This is a genomic window from Haloferax sp. DFSO52, from assembly GCF_048158745.1.
Classification (GTDB): Archaea; Halobacteriota; Halobacteria; order Halobacteriales; family Haloferacaceae; genus Haloferax.
Genome location: NZ_JBLOPB010000001.1, coordinates 26,421 through 41,309 on the forward strand (window position 1 = coordinate 26,421; position 14,889 = coordinate 41,309).

Annotated in this window: 21 protein-coding genes; 8 read left to right on the top strand and 13 right to left on the bottom strand. The window is 61.3% G+C overall.

Annotated elements, in window-relative coordinates; translation table 11 throughout:
- The first annotated feature begins 26 nt into the window (after positions 1 to 26).
- Positions 27 to 494 carry a hypothetical protein gene (locus ACK3SC_RS00105; protein ID WP_416838086.1) on the top strand — a complete coding sequence of 156 codons (468 nt, stop codon included), beginning with the start codon at positions 27 to 29 and terminating at the stop codon, positions 492 to 494.
- Between the two features lie 37 nt (positions 495 to 531).
- Here ACK3SC_RS00105 and ACK3SC_RS00110 read toward each other — a convergent pair whose 3' ends face one another.
- Together ACK3SC_RS00110 and serB are read right to left on the bottom strand one after the other, a co-directional pair.
- A complete protein-coding gene (locus ACK3SC_RS00110) occupies positions 532 to 723 on the bottom strand; it encodes a hypothetical protein (RefSeq protein ID WP_416838087.1) in 192 nt (63 codons plus the stop codon).
- A gap of 51 nt (positions 724 to 774) precedes the next feature.
- A complete protein-coding gene (serB, locus tag ACK3SC_RS00115; RefSeq protein ID WP_416838088.1) occupies positions 775 to 1,425 on the bottom strand; it encodes a phosphoserine phosphatase SerB in 651 nt (216 codons plus the stop codon).
- 162 nt (positions 1,426 to 1,587) lie between these two features.
- Here serB and serA point away from each other — a divergent pair, with 162 nt between their 5' ends.
- Positions 1,588 to 3,165 (top strand): phosphoglycerate dehydrogenase, encoded by a 1,578-nt coding sequence (serA, locus tag ACK3SC_RS00120; RefSeq protein ID WP_416838090.1) that lies wholly within the window; start codon positions 1,588 to 1,590, stop codon positions 3,163 to 3,165.
- 34 nt (positions 3,166 to 3,199) lie between these two features.
- Here serA and ACK3SC_RS00125 read toward each other — a convergent pair whose 3' ends face one another.
- The 6 genes from ACK3SC_RS00125 to ACK3SC_RS00150 form a co-directional block, all read right to left on the bottom strand.
- Positions 3,200 to 3,628 (bottom strand): hypothetical protein, encoded by a 429-nt coding sequence (locus ACK3SC_RS00125; RefSeq protein WP_416838091.1) that lies wholly within the window; start codon positions 3,626 to 3,628, stop codon positions 3,200 to 3,202.
- Between the two features lie 114 nt (positions 3,629 to 3,742).
- The gene (thrC, locus tag ACK3SC_RS00130) at positions 3,743 to 5,002 is read right to left on the bottom strand and encodes a threonine synthase (RefSeq protein ID WP_416838092.1); all 1,260 of its coding nucleotides are present in this window, start codon (positions 5,000 to 5,002) and stop codon (positions 3,743 to 3,745) included.
- Between the two features lie 97 nt (positions 5,003 to 5,099).
- Entirely contained in the window at positions 5,100 to 5,471 is a 372-nt protein-coding gene (locus tag ACK3SC_RS00135) for a helix-turn-helix domain-containing protein (protein ID WP_416838093.1), read from the bottom strand.
- A 102-nt stretch (positions 5,472 to 5,573) separates the two neighbouring features.
- Positions 5,574 to 5,813: a hypothetical protein gene (locus ACK3SC_RS00140; RefSeq protein ID WP_416838094.1), complete on the bottom strand. Its 240-nt coding sequence runs from the start codon at positions 5,811 to 5,813 to the stop codon at positions 5,574 to 5,576.
- Between the two features lie 237 nt (positions 5,814 to 6,050).
- Positions 6,051 to 6,743, bottom strand: coding sequence for a DUF5828 family protein (locus ACK3SC_RS00145; protein ID WP_416838095.1), 693 nt, complete (start codon positions 6,741 to 6,743; stop codon positions 6,051 to 6,053).
- Positions 6,744 to 6,809: 66 nt separating this feature from the next.
- On the bottom strand, positions 6,810 to 7,019 hold the full coding sequence (locus ACK3SC_RS00150) for a hypothetical protein (RefSeq protein ID WP_416838096.1): 210 nt from the start codon (positions 7,017 to 7,019) through the stop codon (positions 6,810 to 6,812).
- Positions 7,020 to 7,107: 88 nt separating this feature from the next.
- Here ACK3SC_RS00150 and ACK3SC_RS00155 point away from each other — a divergent pair, with 88 nt between their 5' ends.
- From ACK3SC_RS00155 to ACK3SC_RS00165, 3 genes are read left to right on the top strand one after another with little or no spacing between them, the layout of a single operon-like run.
- Positions 7,108 to 7,488, top strand: coding sequence for a cupin domain-containing protein (locus ACK3SC_RS00155; RefSeq protein ID WP_416838097.1), 381 nt, complete (start codon positions 7,108 to 7,110; stop codon positions 7,486 to 7,488).
- Entirely contained in the window at positions 7,485 to 8,114 is a 630-nt protein-coding gene (locus ACK3SC_RS00160) for a hypothetical protein (RefSeq protein ID WP_416838098.1), read from the top strand. Before ACK3SC_RS00155 ends, ACK3SC_RS00160 begins: the two co-directional genes overlap by 4 nt.
- A 7-nt stretch (positions 8,115 to 8,121) precedes the next feature.
- The gene (locus ACK3SC_RS00165) at positions 8,122 to 8,307 is read left to right on the top strand and encodes a hypothetical protein (protein ID WP_416838100.1); all 186 of its coding nucleotides are present in this window, start codon (positions 8,122 to 8,124) and stop codon (positions 8,305 to 8,307) included.
- Between the two features lie 92 nt (positions 8,308 to 8,399).
- Here ACK3SC_RS00165 and ACK3SC_RS00170 read toward each other — a convergent pair whose 3' ends face one another.
- From ACK3SC_RS00170 to ACK3SC_RS00180, 3 genes are all read right to left on the bottom strand, one after another.
- The gene (locus ACK3SC_RS00170) at positions 8,400 to 10,166 is read right to left on the bottom strand and encodes a carbon starvation protein A (RefSeq protein WP_416838102.1); all 1,767 of its coding nucleotides are present in this window, start codon (positions 10,164 to 10,166) and stop codon (positions 8,400 to 8,402) included.
- 134 nt (positions 10,167 to 10,300) lie between these two features.
- Positions 10,301 to 11,266 (bottom strand): ArsA family ATPase, encoded by a 966-nt coding sequence (locus tag ACK3SC_RS00175; RefSeq protein WP_416838103.1) that lies wholly within the window; start codon positions 11,264 to 11,266, stop codon positions 10,301 to 10,303.
- A gap of 1 nt (position 11,267) precedes the next feature.
- Positions 11,268 to 11,564, bottom strand: a complete 297-nt coding sequence (locus ACK3SC_RS00180) for a hypothetical protein (protein ID WP_416838105.1) — start codon at positions 11,562 to 11,564, stop codon at positions 11,268 to 11,270.
- Between the two features lie 149 nt (positions 11,565 to 11,713).
- On the opposite strand from ACK3SC_RS00180, the gene ACK3SC_RS00185 reads away from it, so the two are divergent.
- Together ACK3SC_RS00185 and ACK3SC_RS00190 are read left to right on the top strand one after the other, a co-directional pair.
- Positions 11,714 to 13,027: a CobW family GTP-binding protein gene (locus tag ACK3SC_RS00185; protein WP_416838106.1), complete on the top strand. Its 1,314-nt coding sequence runs from the start codon at positions 11,714 to 11,716 to the stop codon at positions 13,025 to 13,027.
- Positions 13,024 to 13,227, top strand: a complete 204-nt coding sequence (locus tag ACK3SC_RS00190; protein ID WP_416838108.1) for a hypothetical protein — start codon at positions 13,024 to 13,026, stop codon at positions 13,225 to 13,227. Before ACK3SC_RS00185 ends, ACK3SC_RS00190 begins: the two co-directional genes overlap by 4 nt.
- A gap of 11 nt (positions 13,228 to 13,238) precedes the next feature.
- Here the strand turns inward: ACK3SC_RS00190 and ACK3SC_RS00195 are convergent, their stop codons facing one another.
- Both ACK3SC_RS00195 and ACK3SC_RS00200 read right to left on the bottom strand, forming a co-directional pair.
- Positions 13,239 to 13,460, bottom strand: coding sequence for a hypothetical protein (locus ACK3SC_RS00195; RefSeq protein WP_416838110.1), 222 nt, complete (start codon positions 13,458 to 13,460; stop codon positions 13,239 to 13,241).
- A 96-nt stretch (positions 13,461 to 13,556) separates the two neighbouring features.
- The gene (locus tag ACK3SC_RS00200) at positions 13,557 to 13,886 is read right to left on the bottom strand and encodes a hypothetical protein (protein WP_416838112.1); all 330 of its coding nucleotides are present in this window, start codon (positions 13,884 to 13,886) and stop codon (positions 13,557 to 13,559) included.
- Between the two features lie 266 nt (positions 13,887 to 14,152).
- Here ACK3SC_RS00200 and upp point away from each other — a divergent pair, with 266 nt between their 5' ends.
- A complete protein-coding gene (gene upp / locus ACK3SC_RS00205) occupies positions 14,153 to 14,833 on the top strand; it encodes a uracil phosphoribosyltransferase (protein WP_416838114.1) in 681 nt (226 codons plus the stop codon).
- Positions 14,834 to 14,889 lie beyond the last annotated feature (56 nt).

A 14,889-nucleotide genomic window follows, 5' to 3' on the forward strand; every position in this document is an offset into this window, starting at 1 on the left:
ATCAGAATTCTACGAATTTATCTCGAATGCCCGCTTTGACGCGACGCGACGCCCTCCGACGAGGCGGTGTTGCACTCACAGTTGGACTCGCTGGGTGTACTACTGCGTCTCAACAGTCGTCGCAAACGCCGCAACTCGGTGAACTCGACGTACTCAATTACGACCCGGTACCCCACACGATACACGTCGTCTTGCTCGACGCTGGTGAGCCAGTGTACTGGGCCTCAGCAGACGTTTCCCCGGCCAAGAACGGCGAGCTCGGCGGCGTCGAGTTCGTGGACTTGCCGACAGAACCCGGCGAGTACGTCCTCCACGTCCGCGCCGACGACCAGCCAAAATCTGAGTGGGAAACGTTCGACTTCGGTGAGTACGAAGTCGAATGTCTCGGCATTCAAATCAAAATCGAGCACACCAACCAGAACGCGGGCAGCGACGTGTCTATCTGGAAAACGACCAACGCTCGCGTCTGTGAGAACACAGCGTCGTCAGAATAACTCTCCCTCCCGCACTCAGAACTCGCTTACCGCTCGGTTACTCGCTGTCCAACCACCACAGCGCCAGCATCGTCCCCACCACTGCCACGGCAGCGGGAATCGATTTGTCGATGTCGAATGTCGCTGTATCGAAGAGAACGACACCCTGGAACTGGGCGGCGAGGGCGAGGGCCACGAAGACGAATCCCGCCACCCACAACTCGGGTGTGTTGACGTCACTGATAGCCATTGTTCGCTCTACGACGTAGCATATGATAAGTGTTAGCAGAGAACAGACCGGTTACTCGTCGTCTGCGTCGAGGATGTTGTAGCCCTCGAACACGTTTCCGAGACGGTCCATAGAGGCGACGACGACGTCGCAGGCGGGGCGGACTGCGTCTTTCGGAACGAATCCGACCGAGAGGCCGGCGACTTCGAGCATCGGCAGGTCGTTTGCACCGTCACCGACGGCGACGGTGCGGTCCATCGGAACGTCGTGTTCGGCGGCGTAATTTTCGAGTGCGGTGTCTTTGGTGCCCTCGATGAGTGAGCCTTCGACGTCGCCGGTGAGTCGACCACCCTTCACGGGCAGGTGGTTCGAGACGATGTCGTCGACTTCGACGCCCTCTTTTTCCAGTGCTCGTTCGACGCCGCGTTTGAATCCACCGGTGAAGATGGCGACGTGGTGGCCGTAGTCACGGAGTCGCTGGATGAGTTCGGCCGCGCCGGGACGGAGTTCGACTTCGCCGTAGGCTTCCTCGGCGAGTTCTTCTTCCAGTCCTTCGAGGAGCCGGGCGCGCGAGCGCAGACTCTGTGCGTAGCTAATCTCGTCGTTCATGGCGCGTTCGGTGATGTCTGCCATCTCGGCGGCGGTGCCGTTCTTCTCGCCGAGGAGCACGGTCATCTCCGAGTCCGAAAGTGTGCCGTCGAAGTCGAAGGCGATGATTCGCATACGTGCCCGTCGTTCCCGTGGGGTTTCAAAGCTTCCGCGTCGGCAGAATCACGTCCGTCGTGAAACCGAATCGAGATGTGAACAATCGTGTGAGACACTCTCAATGTCACGATATCGGCCGTTGTGGCAACTCTTAACCCGCGTGAGTTTGTCCCTACCCGCATGAAGGTACTCGTCACGGATCCGATTGCCGACGCGGGTCTGGACCGGCTTCGCGAAGCTGGGTACGAGGTAGAGACTGCGTACGATGTCGAAGGCGACGCGCTGCTGGAAGCCATCTCCGACGCGAACGGACTCATCGTCCGCTCTGGAACACAGGTCACCGCCGAGGTGTTCGAGGCGGCACCGAACCTCGTCATCGTCGGCCGCGCTGGTATCGGTGTCGACAACATCGACATCGACGCCGCGACCGAACACGGTGTCATCGTCGCCAACGCGCCCGAAGGGAACGTCCGCGCGGCGGCCGAACACACCGTCGCGATGGGCTTCGCGGCCGCACGCTCGATTCCACAGGCACACGCCCGCCTGAAAGATGGTGAGTGGGCCAAGTCCGACTATCTCGGCAACGAAGTCAACGGCAAGACGCTCGGTGTCGTCGGCCTCGGCCGCGTCGGCCAGGAAGTCGCAAAGAAGTTCCACTCCCTCGGGATGGATATCGTCGCGTACGACCCCTACATCGGTGAGGAACGCGCCGAGCAACTCGGTGCCGAACTCGTCGGGTTCGACGAGTGTCTCTCCCGCGCCGACTTCCTGACGGTCCACACGCCGCTGACCTCCGAGACGGAAGGCCTCATCTCGACCGACGAACTCGAGACGATGGGAAGCGGGTATCTCATCAACTGTGCTCGCGGTGGCGTCGTCGACGAGGCGGCCCTCGCAGAAGCAGTCGACGCAGGCGTCCTCGACGGGGCCGCAGTCGACGTGTTCGCCGACGAGCCCGTCTCGCCCGACAACCCGCTTCTCTCCGTCGACAACATCGTCGTCACGCCGCACCTCGGTGCGTCGACCTCGGCCGCACAGGAGAACGTCGCCGTCTCGACGGCCGACCAGATCGTCGCCGCACTCCGTGAGGAACCCGTGATGAACGCGCTCAACGCACCGTCCGTCGACGAGAGCGCCTTCCCGCGTATCCAGCCGTACATCGGCCTCGCAGAGACCGCCGGCAAGATTGCCGCCCAACTCCTCGAGGGCCGACTCGGTGAAGTCGAAGTGAGCTACCACGGTGACATCGCCGCCGAAGACCTCGAACTCGTCACGGCCTCCGCGCTCAAAGGCGTCTTCACGCCGCTCGAATGGCAGGTCAACGCCGTCAACGCACCGCAGATTGCGAAAGAACGCGGCATCGAAGTCACCGAGTCGAAGTCCCGCCAGTCGGAGGACTTCCAGAGTCTCGTGACGGTCACCGTCCGCAACGGCGACGAAGAGATGACCATCTCCGGGACGCTCTTCGCCGGCGACGACCCACGCATCGTCCGCATCAATGGCTACCGCCTCGACGCCATCCCGCACGGCCAGATGCTCGTCGCCCGCAACTACGACAAGCCGGGCGTCATCGGCTTCATCGGGACGGTTCTCGGTGAGAACGACGTCAACATCGCAGGGATGTTCAACGCCCGCCGCGCCAAGGCCGGCGGCGAGGCACTCACCGTCTACAACCTCGACGACGAGATTACAGAGGAGGTCCGCGAGAAACTCCTCGCAGACGACCGTATCATCGACGTCGCCGCCATCACGCTCTGAGCAGGGCAGACGGCGACCGAGTTACGCTCCTCTCTTACTGAAACCCGAGCGACTGCGCTACTCGCCTCGCGAGACGGACACCTCTCCGACGAATCGTGGCCACGACTCGTTCTGAGAGCGACGGAGTTGACGCTCGTGGTCGAGGAGTGTGCCCACGAGGTGACGTTCCGACGGCGTCCTGCCGAGAAAACTCCGCCAACAGTCGTTCGTAGTGGTCAACGACGTCCTGTTGGTCTCGGGTAGCCGAATCGAGTTTGTCTCTGAGTTGTGTGTTGGCACGGCGAAGTGCCTCGTTTTCACGCCGAATCGACGCGACATCCCGCGGTGGAGTGGCGTCCGCGCTCCGCCGAGCGCGACCGATCTCTGCAGGAGTTCGGCCGGGGTTCGTGCTGTTTGGAGGGTACGTTCGCGACCCGGTCCCATCGTCACTGATGGTCCCGGTCGGAAGACTACTGAGCGACATCGTGTGTCACGTTGTCCCACAGCGTGAAAAGAGTGTGTCAGACGAACAACCGACACACGTCGTCGGCAGGCCGTTGTCGGGCGATTTGTCTGATTTCGGCCGACGGTGTCTCGGTTACTCTGCGAGGTGTTCGAGGACCGCGTCGGTGTCGTTCGGGACGGGTTCCGGTTCGTTGCCTGCTTCGAACGCTGCGTCGGGGTCCTTCAGCAGGTGGCCGGTCGTGAGACAGACGACTCGTTCGTCTTCGTCGATGGTTCCGTCTTCACGGAGTTTTCGGAGGCCAGCGACCGAGGCGGCAGAGGCAGGTTCGACGCCAACACCTTCGGCGGCGAGGTCACGCTGTGCCTCGGTGATTTCCTCGTCGGAGACGGCGACAGCAGTGCCACCCGTCTCGCGGATTCCGGGCAGTGCCTTCGGCGCGTTGACCGGGTTGCCGATGCGGATTGCGGTGGCGATGGTCTCGACCTCGTCCCAGCGACGAGTTTCGTCCCATCCGTTCTCGATGGCTTCGACCATCGGGGCGGCACCTTCTGCCTGCACGCCGGTCAGTTTCGGCACGTCTTCGGCGTCGAGCGCGCCGGACTGGACGAGCTCGCGGAACGCCTTGTAGAGCGCCGAAGTGTTGCCCGCGTTGCCGACGGGGAGGACGATTCGGTCGGGGTAGGTGCCGTAGTCCTCGTGGAACTCTTCGAGAATCTCGAGGCCGATGGTCTTCTGGCCTTCGAGGCGGAAGGGGTTCAGCGAGTTGAGGAGATACACTTCGCCACGGGCGGCGAGGTTCTGAACGATGTCGAGACAGGAGTCGAAGTTGCCGTCGACTTCGAGGATGCGCGCATCGTGGAGCGCGGCCTGTGCAATCTTCCCGGCGGCGACTTTGCCGGCGGGCAAGAGCACGAGCGTCTCCATGCCACCGCGAGCGCCGTAGGCCGCGAGTGCCGCAGAGGTGTTGCCGGTGGATGCACAGGCGAGTCGGCCGACGCCGAGTTCCTTCGCGACGCGAACGCCGACGGTCATGCCGCGGTCTTTGAACGACCCGGTGGGGTTCATCCCCTCGTGTTTGATGCGGAGCGTCTCGACGCCGATGTCGGATTCGAGGCGCGGAACGGTGTGCAGCGGCGTCGCGCCCTCGGGGAGCGAGACGCCTGCTTCGAACGGGAGGGCGGCGTTGTAGCGCCAGACGCCGCGGCCGTCGAAGTCGTCCCACGTCGGTGGGGACGCATACCTGACTTCGAGCAGCCCGTCACAGTGGTCACAGGTGTACCGCACGTCGTCGAACGGTGCGAACTGCTCGCCGCACTCGATACATTCGAGCCATGCGCCGTCGTCGGCGACCGCTGGCTCTTCGGGGGCGGGTGCCGTAAGTTCGAGACTCATTGCTCGGGCGGTGGCACCAGAGGGACAAAAGCAGGTGGGTTTGGGCGGCACCTGCCGGTCGGCGGGAGACGAAAGCGAGTGAAATCGGGCGGCGAGTCTACGCCTCGCCGAAGGCGTCGATGCGAGCGTGCACGTCGTCGGCCCACTCGTCTAGGGCCGCGTGCATCATCTCTTTGGCGTCCGGAAGCGGCGTCGCCGTGTACTGATAGACGTATCCGCCGGGGTCGAGCAGCCGGCGTTTTCTGTCGGCGAGGCCCTTGTCGAGAAGCGTCGTCAGTGAGCGATTGACGTTACTTCGGTCCCGCTCGAGAACGTCTGCGAGTTCTGCGACGGTGCTTCCCGGGTTGTCGAGCAGTGCGAGATACGTTCTGCTCTCGTGGCTCTGGATTCCAAACACACACGCGAGAACCTGCCCGAAGTTCGGGTCGTCGGTCTCCATCAAATCTTCCAAATCCGGTGCATCGACCATGCACATCTGTTTGCTGTCCGTCGGATTAAACCCTCACCTACCGGAGAACCGACCGATACGATTCAGCCCGACACCGAACCCAGACCCGTGGCCGACGGGTATCTACTCGTCTTTCGCATAGCCCATCTTCAACACACACTTTCGCATCCCGTCTTCGTCTTCGTGTTTGTGGAGCGTCGTCGGCGTGTCGCAGTAGAACGTCGACCCGTCGTGTCGGAGCGTTACCTCGTGGACTCCGCCGAGCATCTCGGCTCGGACGACGACACGACGCCCCGCTCGGAGCGCGTCGAGAATCTCGTCCGCGGTCAGTTCCCCGGACTCGATGTGGAGTGGTTCGGCCATATTATCACAAGACGGAGGAGCGGTATCAGTATTACCGAACTGAGACAGGTGTGCGCGTCGAAAATCAAACCGCTGGGCGAGGACAGAATCAGGGACTGACAAATCTACCGCAGCTACCACCGCGCTCAGTTCGTCGTTCCTTCCCAAACCCACGACGAGTCTACCGCAGATTCCACTACGCTCAGTTCGTCGTTCCTTCCCAAACCCACGACGAGTCTACCGCAGATTCCACTACGCTCAGTTCGTCGTGGATTTGGACCGCTCTTCCTGGTCTGTCACCGGCACCTCGACACCTTCGACAGCCTCCGCAACCTCGGTTTCTTTCTCCGTGTCGATGTGCCAGCGGTCGACTTCGTCTTCGAAATCGCGAAGCGTCTCCGAGACCTGTGTCTTCAGGTCGTCGTCGTTGACGTTCACTTCGAAGATGAACTGTTCGTCGCCGGACCCGCGTCCCACCTGCTGGATGTTGGCACTGATGAGTTCGTTGTCGAAGTAGTACGGTGCGAGTTGCGTCATCACCTTCCGGTAGACTGTGTCTTCGACCTTCCGAAGCGCCTTCCGACCGGCGGAGTCTGCCGCGCGGGCGACGTAGTTGATGGAGTCTTGCCACGATTCGACGGCTCCCTCGTTGTCGCCTTCTTCCACCTTTTCGTACGAGCGAGACAGCTTCTCTCCGGCCGTCTTCAGGTCGTCGTTGGGCGTCTTTCCCTTCTTTTCACCTTCGCCCTCTCCGACGCTGGCCTGCTTGGCAGTCTTCTGGTTTACGTCTTCACCCAGCCGTTCGTGTGACTTCGGGCGCCACTCGTCCCAGTCGTCGAACGGGCGTCCCTCGACACCGGCATCGCGGAGCGCTCGGGTGATTTGCTCACCGTGTTCGACGACCTCGCCCCAAGAGCCCCGGCGTTTGAATCCGGAGATACTCTCTTCCATGTCGTTGTCTGGACTACGTGCCTGGGAATAAAAATGCTCCGTGAGCCACGCTCACGTGCGTGAAATTCAGCGATTTCCGTAGATAACCCGCTGGGCGAAGTTGTCGAGGCGAGTCGAGACGCCTTCGAACCACGCGCTGGGGGAGACTGCACGGAGTTCTGCTTCGTCGAGTTCTATCTTCTCGTCCCCGAACGGGTCGCGTTCGCCTGGAGACGTCGCATCGACGACAGTCGTTATCGAACAACGACCACACGCCTCGCGCTTCGGGCCTGCCATACGTGCATTGTTAGAAACCATCATGAATAAATCTTGGTTTCTGAATGGTCGCGACGGGCTTATAGGGACGAACGTGGTGGTCCGTCTCATGGGATACCGCGTCGTGGACACGGACGAAGTAGAACCAACCCCAGACCGACCGTGCGAACTCCGTCGCATCGGAACCGAAGGCGGCCTCGAGAACTTCGCGCTCAACCGATTCCGGGCAGAACCGGGCGACCAGATTCCGTTGGCGTATCACTACCACACCGAACAACAGGAGGCGTTCTACGTACTCTCGGGCACGTTGTTCGTCGAGACACCCGACGAGATGCTCGAAGTGTCGGAAGGCGGCCTCTTCGTCGCAGACCCCGGAAGCCCGCATCGGGCACACAACCCCGAAGATGCGAGCAAGGCGGTCGAACTGCTCGCTATCGGCGCACCTGCCGTCTCCGGTGACGCCGAGGCGTACGACCCAGACGACAGATGAGCGACGTCGAACGACCGAACAGCGGTGAGGGACGAACCGACAGCAGTGGCCCTGCTGAGGTTGACGTTCCCGACTGGGAAGACGAGTATCTCGACCGCGTCTCGGACCGCCTGATGTTCAGCTACGACCTGGAGAAAGACTACCGGGCCGGCGGCGAGTACTTCGACCTCTTCGGGACGATGCACATCGAGACGCAAAAGCAGTTCCTCCACCGGTCTATCAACTTCGCCAACCACTACATGGACGAGTATCTGCTCGCTCGGCGGACTACCAGTGCGACGCGTGCAGAAGTCGAGCGACTCGTCGACCTCGCCGACACACTCGCCACAGAGTTGATCGAGGGCACTGAAGAACACCAGGGCACCGATTTCACCTTCGTCCTCGTCGCACCGCACATCAGCGACGACGTTCGCTCGTTCGTGAAGTCGTTCTCCAGACGAAAACTCCTCAAGTTTGGCTATCACGGCCACTACGAAGTCCACTTCGTCGTCGTCGCACCGGACGAAGAGGACGTGGTCGCGAGCGAACACGCCGACGTTGCACGTGCGTTCACCCTGTGGGAAGACCCGACTACCGAACCGACCCCCGGACTGTTGACACGCGTTCTTCGACGACTCAAACGGTGAGTCTGCGATGCAGCGCCTCGTTTTCGTGGCCATCGTTTGTCTGACTGTGACTGCTGGCTGTCTCGGTGGCGGGAAGCCACCCGTCACCGCGGCAGGTTCTCCTGCGACAGTCGATGGTGACACACTCGATTCGGCTGGGTTCGAACAGGTTGCCGCCTCCGACGAGACACACTGCTCCTCGTCGCGGGAGTAACACACGAGTGACTCAGAGAACGCTCACGAGCCGACCACCTGTCGCTCACGGCAGCAGGCCCAAAAGAAAGGCTTCGAAAGCCGGTTCGCGAGTTAGTCGTCCGACTGGCCGCCGTCGGTGACGGCAGCGCCCGGACTGTCGCGTACTTTCTGGATGTTGTCGTACCCCATCTTCACGATGGAGAGGCCGATGTAGACGAGTACCAGTGCGAGGACGATCTGCACGACGGCAGAGAGTGTCTGCACGGTCGTCATCTCCGCACCTTGGATGAACTTCACGTACAGGTTGTCGTGAAGCGCAACCCAGAGCAATCCGAGCGTGGTGATGCCCGTCATGAGGGCCATCGGTGCGCCCGTCGAGATGAGCTGCTTGGAGTCGTCCCAGTTCGCGAGCCACACAGTCGCGGTGGTCAGTGCGAGCGCCGCGAGCAGCTGGTTTGCGCCGCCGAAGAGCTGCCAGAGGGTGAGCCACGAGCCACTCGCGATGAGCACGTACGCGGGAACACCCTGGACGATCGGGTTGACGTAGCGGTGAACTGCGTACTCTTCGACCGTGGTCTCAGGCGTGCCAACGATTTCTTCGAGCATGTAGCGACCCAGACGGACGGCCGTGTCCGTCGAGGTGAGCAGGAAGCTCACGAGCACGAGCGCCATGAACGGCGCACCGTAGGCAGCAGGGATGCCGAAGGCGGTCAGGATGATACCGCCACCGTCTGCGAAGTTCGGAAGCGCACGACCGATACCGCCACCTGCGGTGACACCTGCGACTGCGAGCGTCGAGAGTGCGACAGTCGCGAGCAGGCCTTCACCGATCATCCCACCGTAGCCGATAAGACGGGCGTCTGTCTCCTTGTTGAGCTGTTTCGAGGTCGTCCCTGACGACACCAGCGAGTGGAACCCGCTGATGGTCCCACACGCGATGGTGATGAACAGCATGGGGAACAGCGGCGTGATGCCGGTCGAACCCCAGAAGCCGTTGTACGCGCTGATGTTGACCACAAGCGGTTCCGATGCAGTACCGAGGAACGTGCCCACGATGATTGCGAGCAGTGCTCCGCCGACACCTGCGTAGAGCAGGAACGACGAGAGGTAGTCACGAGGCTGCAGCAGCATCCACACTGGCAGCGCACTGGCGAGAGCAGCGTAGATGATGATGATAGGAATCCACGCCGAAACGTTCGCGTTGATAACCGTCGGCAGGAAGGTGCTTCCGCCTTCGGGAATCAGCACGAGCGGGTACTGGATTCCGATGTAGACGCTCGCGAACACACCTGCAACGAACGCAATCGTCCCCGGGATGAACGGGAGGTTCAGTTGGTACAGGTAGATACCGAACACGAACGCGAGTGCGATGTACAGCAAACTCGCCGTCGCCGCGCTCGGGAATGCGTCGAACACGATGCCCGTCACGAGGGCGAACACCGCGAGCACGAGAATGATGGTCAGGAACGCGAACCACAGCAGCATGTTCTTGCCGCGTTCGCCGACGTACTCACCGATGATGTATCCGATAGACTTTCCGTCGTGTCGCAGACTGCTCGACAGCGACACGAAGTCGTGGACACTACCGAGAAGTGGGTTTCCGATAGCAATCCACGCGAGTGCGGGGACCCAGCCCCACACCACACCAGCCGTAATTGGCCCCACGATGGGAGCCCCGCCTGCAATACTCGAATAGTGATGCCCCAGTAAGACCGGCTTCTTCGCCGGTACATACTCTTGTCCGTCTTCGTACTTGTGCGCTGGTGTGTCACGACCCTCGTCGAGTTCGACGAATTGCGCAAGATACCGCGAGTATCCGAAATACCCGACAGTAAACAGCGCCAATACGGTGACGACCAGCCAGATAACTTGTACCATGGTACTCTGCCCCAGCCAAAGACACGAAAAAGGTTACCTTAACGTTAACGATAGTTGTGAATGTTTGATTTCTAATCTACAAGAATGGAAGTAAGGAGTCTCGAAAAGGCCCAACTGTGTAAATTAGATTACACCTAGTTCGGCGTAAGTTCGACGCCGACTTCTATTTCATCTGCGACTTCCCCGAGGAAGTCGCCTTTGACTTCTGCGACTCTCGTCTCGATTGCGGCCACCAGCGGCGGAGAGAGGTCTTCGCGGAGCTCACGGAGTCGCTCCCGTTCTGTCTCGACTCTGGCTCGCAAGAACGTCGCACCCCGACCCTGTTCGTCTGGGTCAGGTTCGGGCGTCAATCGGTTGACTGCGAGGCCCTGTACGTCGAGTCCGTAGGTGTCGAGTTGTTCGACTGCTCGCTTCGTCTCCCGAATCGAGAGTTCGTCGGGGTTGACGACGAGGAAGAACGCGGCGTCGTTCTGGAGCGTCTCCTTGGCGAAGTTGAAGTCGTCGCGTCGCTGTTCGAGACGGGCGATAATCGGGTCGCCGTCCATCATTCGTCGTGGCTCGTTGTTGCCGATAGCCGCACGTTCGAACAGTTTGACCGACTGCTTTCGTTTGTGGAGGAGTCGCTGAATCCAGCCGTCGAGATACTCTGGGAGCGAGAGAAGCCGAAGCGTCCCACCGGTCGGCGAGGTGTCGAAGACGACTCTGTCGTACTCCTCGGAGTCGCGCATCACGTCGATGAAGCGGTCGAAGAGTGCAGATTCGTGCGCACCGGGCGTCTGGTGAGCCATCTCGATCTGCCGATCGATTTCGTTGACCATCGCGGGACTCACCTGCTCACCCAGCGCTCGTTTCGTCTCCATCAGGTGTTCGCGGACCTCCGTCTCGGGGTCGATCTCCATCGCGTCGAGGTTCGGTTCGTCTTCGACTGGCGAGGGGTCGTCCGTAAACTCCTGGTCGAACACGTCACGGGTACTGTGCGCCGGGTCTGTCGAGACGAGCAGCGTCGGGACACCCGCACGAGCGCACTTTACCGCGTACGCGCTCGACATGGTGGTCTTTCCGACGCCGCCTTTTCCGCCGAAGAATACGAATTTGCGCATGTTAGAAGTGGAATTGGTGCCCCTTTCGTTCGAGAAGCGACCCGCGGTCCCACATCCGCCGTTCCCACGCCTCGAACTCGGCTTCGAGGTACGGGAGGAGTTCGGCGGTGTAGTACGACACGGGCGAAGGAATCCCGAACGCATCCGGGAAGCACGCGAGCATGAACGCGTCTTCGTCGTCTTCGGCCTGTTTCTCGATCTTCTCGTAGGCGGGATGAGTTATCATTCCGTGGTAGAGGCCGCGAAGCCACTCCTCTACGAGAGAACGAAAGGACTCGATGCGCGCGGCAAGCGTCATCAGTTTACATACAAACCGATGCCGTGTCAAAAGGGTATCGCTCACGAACAACCAGGATGTTTGTGCGGCACCAGCGCCCATCCGTGTGGTATTTGGGTTCTCACCACACGACCCACGATTTCATATACGAGGACGAGGAATCGCCGCCCATGAATTCCCGAGCGGCAATTCCGGTGACCGTACTCGGCGGGAGCCTCGGAGCGGGCAAGACGACGCTTCTCAACCACCTGCTGACGAACGCTGGCGACCACGACATCGCCGTCCTCGTCAACGACATGGGGTCGGTGAACGTCGACGCCGAGTTGGTCGCAGAGGAGTCGGAGCTCACCGTCGGCGGTGGCGTCACGGAGTTGTCGAACGGGTGTATCTGCTGTGAACTCCAGGACGACCTTGAGACGGCCGTCGTCCGACTCGCACAGGAGCGGTCGTTCGACCACCTCGTCGTGGAAGCGTCAGGTGTCTCGAGGCCCGGTCCGGTCGCTCGGTTATTCGTCACCTCGCGTGCGGCCGCCCGATACGACGTGGCCGGTCTCGTCACCGTGGTCGATGCACGCCTGTTCGCGGATACCTTCGTCGGCGGCGACCCAGAACGGACCGTCGCCGAAGACAGCGACGGGTCAGTCCAACCGCTGTCTGCCCTCCTCGTAGAACAGGTCGAGAGCGCCGACTTCGTCGTCCTCAACAAGCGTGACCTCGTCACCGACGAGGAAATCGCAGAGGTTCGCGAGGTCATCTCGGCGCTCCGACCCAGCATCGACGTGGTCGAAACCACCAACGGGAAGGTCGACATCGACCACCTGTTGTCGGACCTCCACGACCCCGACGCACCCGTCGGATGGCGGGCCGTTCTCGAAGCAGAAGCCACCGAAGACGACGAGGACGAGCACGGACATGGTGACGAGCACGACCATCATCACGACGGCGAACACGGGCATGGCGACGAACACGGCCATGGTGAGGACCACGACCATCACAGCCATGGCGACGAACACGACCACAGCGTCGTCTCGCACGCGGAGGAGACCTACGGCATCACTTCGTTCGTCTACCGTCGGCGAGCACCACTCGACCCCGAGGGTGTGGCGGCCGTCCTCGGTGACCTTCCCACGTCGGTCGTTCGGTCCAAAGGGTCGCTGTGGATCGCCGGCACCGAAGACGTTCGATACACCTACAGTCAGGCAGGGCCGTCGGCGTACGTCACCGCCAGCGGGCCGTGGATTGCGTCACTGCCGGAGTTCGAACAGGACACCTACCGTCGCAACCACCCCGAAATCGACTGGCACGACGAGTACGGCGACAAACGGACCGAACTCGTCTTCATCGGTCGCGGGATGGACGAGGCGGCGCTCGTTGACGCGCTCGACGACGCCCTGCTCGAGCCGGGTGCCAGCGTGAGCGACAACCGGTACCCTGTCGAGGCGGGGACAGAGTTACCACTGGCTGAACCGGAGGTAACCCAATGAGCGACCAAGAAACCGGTGGCATCGAATGGGGTGAAGGGGACCCGCGCGTCGTCCTCGTGATGAACATCATCCTCTCGTCCATCTTCGCAACCGTCGTCATCTACGGCCTGTCGTATCTCGACCTCGCAGCGTTCACGTTCGTCAACGTCGCGTCGTTGGCACTCATTCTGTCGGCGATAACCTACGTCGTGACGAAGTAACGTACAGTACTCTAACAGGCACACCCGGTGCTCCCGGGCGACCGTTCGAACTCCATGTCGTCGCCACAGGATGGACACGACGGCGGAGCGTCTCCCTCGACGTCGAGGTCGAGAATACGTTCTGAACAGTCGTGACACCAGTACCCGCCTTTCGACTCGCGCCCCTTCCCAGACCGGTCTGCCGACTGGTTCGAGGCCATGAGCATCTCTTTGAGTGTGGTAGCGAACCCCATAGTTTCGGCTCAGTTGCCCAGTTCTTAAATCCCGTACCGGTTGGTCACCGGGCGTGCACGAGCGTCCTCACGGCGGCCTTCGAACGAGGGAACCACTCAGTAGAGTATCTGGTAGAGGATGGGAAGCATCAGTAAGACGAGGAGGCAGAAGAACGCCAGCGTGGCGTAGCCGAGGTTCTTGAAGCGTTCGCTCACCGGAATCTCACCACGGAGTTCTGGGTCCACAGTCCACACGAATCGGTAGTACGCAAGGCCCCAACACCCAACAGAAACGACGAGAGACCCAACGATTCCCATCCCGATAGACGCCCCAAACAGTGTCCCGTAGAGTGGTCCAAACGAGATGACGAACATGAACGCCAGTGAGGCCACGACGAAGAACGGGACTGGGTCGACGCCTTTTCCGTGGCGGTTCCGCAGTTGCATACCGTCCTATACGTCATACTGTGACATAGGTATACACAGCACACCCATCTCGTGAGAAGTACCGTCCTCGATGCTGTCGTCTTCGATGCTGTCGCCCTCGATGCGGTCGGTATCTGTCCGCAGTCACTCGACGTAGCGAGTACATAACGCAGCCCGCTCCCGTCGCAGTGAGACACTCTCGCGACCCACTCGTGAACTACCCGCAGGGGACCGCTAGTGGCCGATAGCCGCATTTATGTCCTTCGGGAATCCGCTTATTCGGTAAGATGCCCATCGAAGACCGAGACGACGCGTACCTCATCACACACGCGCTGGCGAAGGACACCCTCTCGCGCCTCCGAGACGTCCAGACGACGCAGGTCGCCTTCCGGAAAGGCCTCGTCAAACTCGGCCGTATCTGTGGCTACGAGATTATCGACGGTGCGATGGAGACCGAGTACGTCACCATCCAGACGCCGCTGCAGGAGACGACCGGTGAGCGTGTGAAAGGCCTCGACAACGTGGTCATTATCAACGTGCTGCGTGCCGCGACGCCGTTCGTCGAAGGACTCCTGAAGGCGTTCCCGCGCGCGAAGCAGGGCGTCATCTCCGCCGGCCGCGACGAAGAAGCAGGCATGGACGAAGACGGCGGGTTCCCCATCACCATCGACTACGTGAAACTCCCCGAAATCACCGAAGCGGACACGGTCATCGTAGCCGACCCGATGCTCGCCACCGGGTCGACGATGTGTAAAGTCCTCGACCACGTCCTCGAAAACGCGGGCGTCAACCCCGAGAAACTGTTCGTCCTCTCGGCCGTCTCGGCACCCGACGGACTCCTCCGCGTCGGCAACGAGTTCCCCGAAGTCGACCTCCTCACCGTCGCGATAGACGACTACCTCGACGAGGACGGCTACATCGTCCCGGGCCTCGGTGACGCCGGTGACCGCGCGTTTCGAACCACCTAGATTCGGACCAGTCTCCGCGGCGGCCCTGTCGCACCCCCGGTTCGGAGCGACGGAGT

What these genes read in the sequence shown, in the direction of transcription:
- ACK3SC_RS00180 (WP_416838105.1), bottom strand. Translation starts at nt 11,564, where the DNA reads ATGACGCTTGCCGCGCGCATCGAGTCCTTTCGTTCTCTCGTAGAGGAG.
- ACK3SC_RS00140 (WP_416838094.1), bottom strand. Translation starts at nt 5,813, where the DNA reads ATGGCCGAACCACTCCACATCGAGTCCGGGGAACTGACCGCGGACGAG.
- ACK3SC_RS00165 (WP_416838100.1), top strand. Translation starts at nt 8,122, where the DNA reads ATGCAGCGCCTCGTTTTCGTGGCCATCGTTTGTCTGACTGTGACTGCT.
- ACK3SC_RS00135 (WP_416838093.1), bottom strand. Translation starts at nt 5,471, where the DNA reads ATGGTCGATGCACCGGATTTGGAAGATTTGATGGAGACCGACGACCCG.
- ACK3SC_RS00160 (WP_416838098.1), top strand. Translation starts at nt 7,485, where the DNA reads ATGAGCGACGTCGAACGACCGAACAGCGGTGAGGGACGAACCGACAGC.
- ACK3SC_RS00110 (WP_416838087.1), bottom strand. Translation starts at nt 723, where the DNA reads ATGGCTATCAGTGACGTCAACACACCCGAGTTGTGGGTGGCGGGATTC.
- ACK3SC_RS00145 (WP_416838095.1), bottom strand. Translation starts at nt 6,743, where the DNA reads ATGGAAGAGAGTATCTCCGGATTCAAACGCCGGGGCTCTTGGGGCGAG.
- ACK3SC_RS00195 (WP_416838110.1), bottom strand. Translation starts at nt 13,460, where the DNA reads ATGGGGTTCGCTACCACACTCAAAGAGATGCTCATGGCCTCGAACCAG.
- ACK3SC_RS00175 (WP_416838103.1), bottom strand. Translation starts at nt 11,266, where the DNA reads ATGCGCAAATTCGTATTCTTCGGCGGAAAAGGCGGCGTCGGAAAGACC.
- ACK3SC_RS00150 (WP_416838096.1), bottom strand. Translation starts at nt 7,019, where the DNA reads ATGGCAGGCCCGAAGCGCGAGGCGTGTGGTCGTTGTTCGATAACGACT.
- ACK3SC_RS00200 (WP_416838112.1), bottom strand. Translation starts at nt 13,886, where the DNA reads ATGCAACTGCGGAACCGCCACGGAAAAGGCGTCGACCCAGTCCCGTTC.
- ACK3SC_RS00105 (WP_416838086.1), top strand. Translation starts at nt 27, where the DNA reads ATGCCCGCTTTGACGCGACGCGACGCCCTCCGACGAGGCGGTGTTGCA.
- ACK3SC_RS00170 (WP_416838102.1), bottom strand. Translation starts at nt 10,166, where the DNA reads ATGGTACAAGTTATCTGGCTGGTCGTCACCGTATTGGCGCTGTTTACT.
- ACK3SC_RS00190 (WP_416838108.1), top strand. Translation starts at nt 13,024, where the DNA reads ATGAGCGACCAAGAAACCGGTGGCATCGAATGGGGTGAAGGGGACCCG.
- ACK3SC_RS00185 (WP_416838106.1), top strand. Translation starts at nt 11,714, where the DNA reads ATGAATTCCCGAGCGGCAATTCCGGTGACCGTACTCGGCGGGAGCCTC.
- serB (WP_416838088.1), bottom strand. Translation starts at nt 1,425, where the DNA reads ATGCGAATCATCGCCTTCGACTTCGACGGCACACTTTCGGACTCGGAG.
- ACK3SC_RS00155 (WP_416838097.1), top strand. Translation starts at nt 7,108, where the DNA reads ATGGGATACCGCGTCGTGGACACGGACGAAGTAGAACCAACCCCAGAC.
- ACK3SC_RS00125 (WP_416838091.1), bottom strand. Translation starts at nt 3,628, where the DNA reads ATGTCGCTCAGTAGTCTTCCGACCGGGACCATCAGTGACGATGGGACC.
- thrC (WP_416838092.1), bottom strand. Translation starts at nt 5,002, where the DNA reads ATGAGTCTCGAACTTACGGCACCCGCCCCCGAAGAGCCAGCGGTCGCC.
- upp (WP_416838114.1), top strand. Translation starts at nt 14,153, where the DNA reads ATGCCCATCGAAGACCGAGACGACGCGTACCTCATCACACACGCGCTG.
- serA (WP_416838090.1), top strand. Translation starts at nt 1,588, where the DNA reads ATGAAGGTACTCGTCACGGATCCGATTGCCGACGCGGGTCTGGACCGG.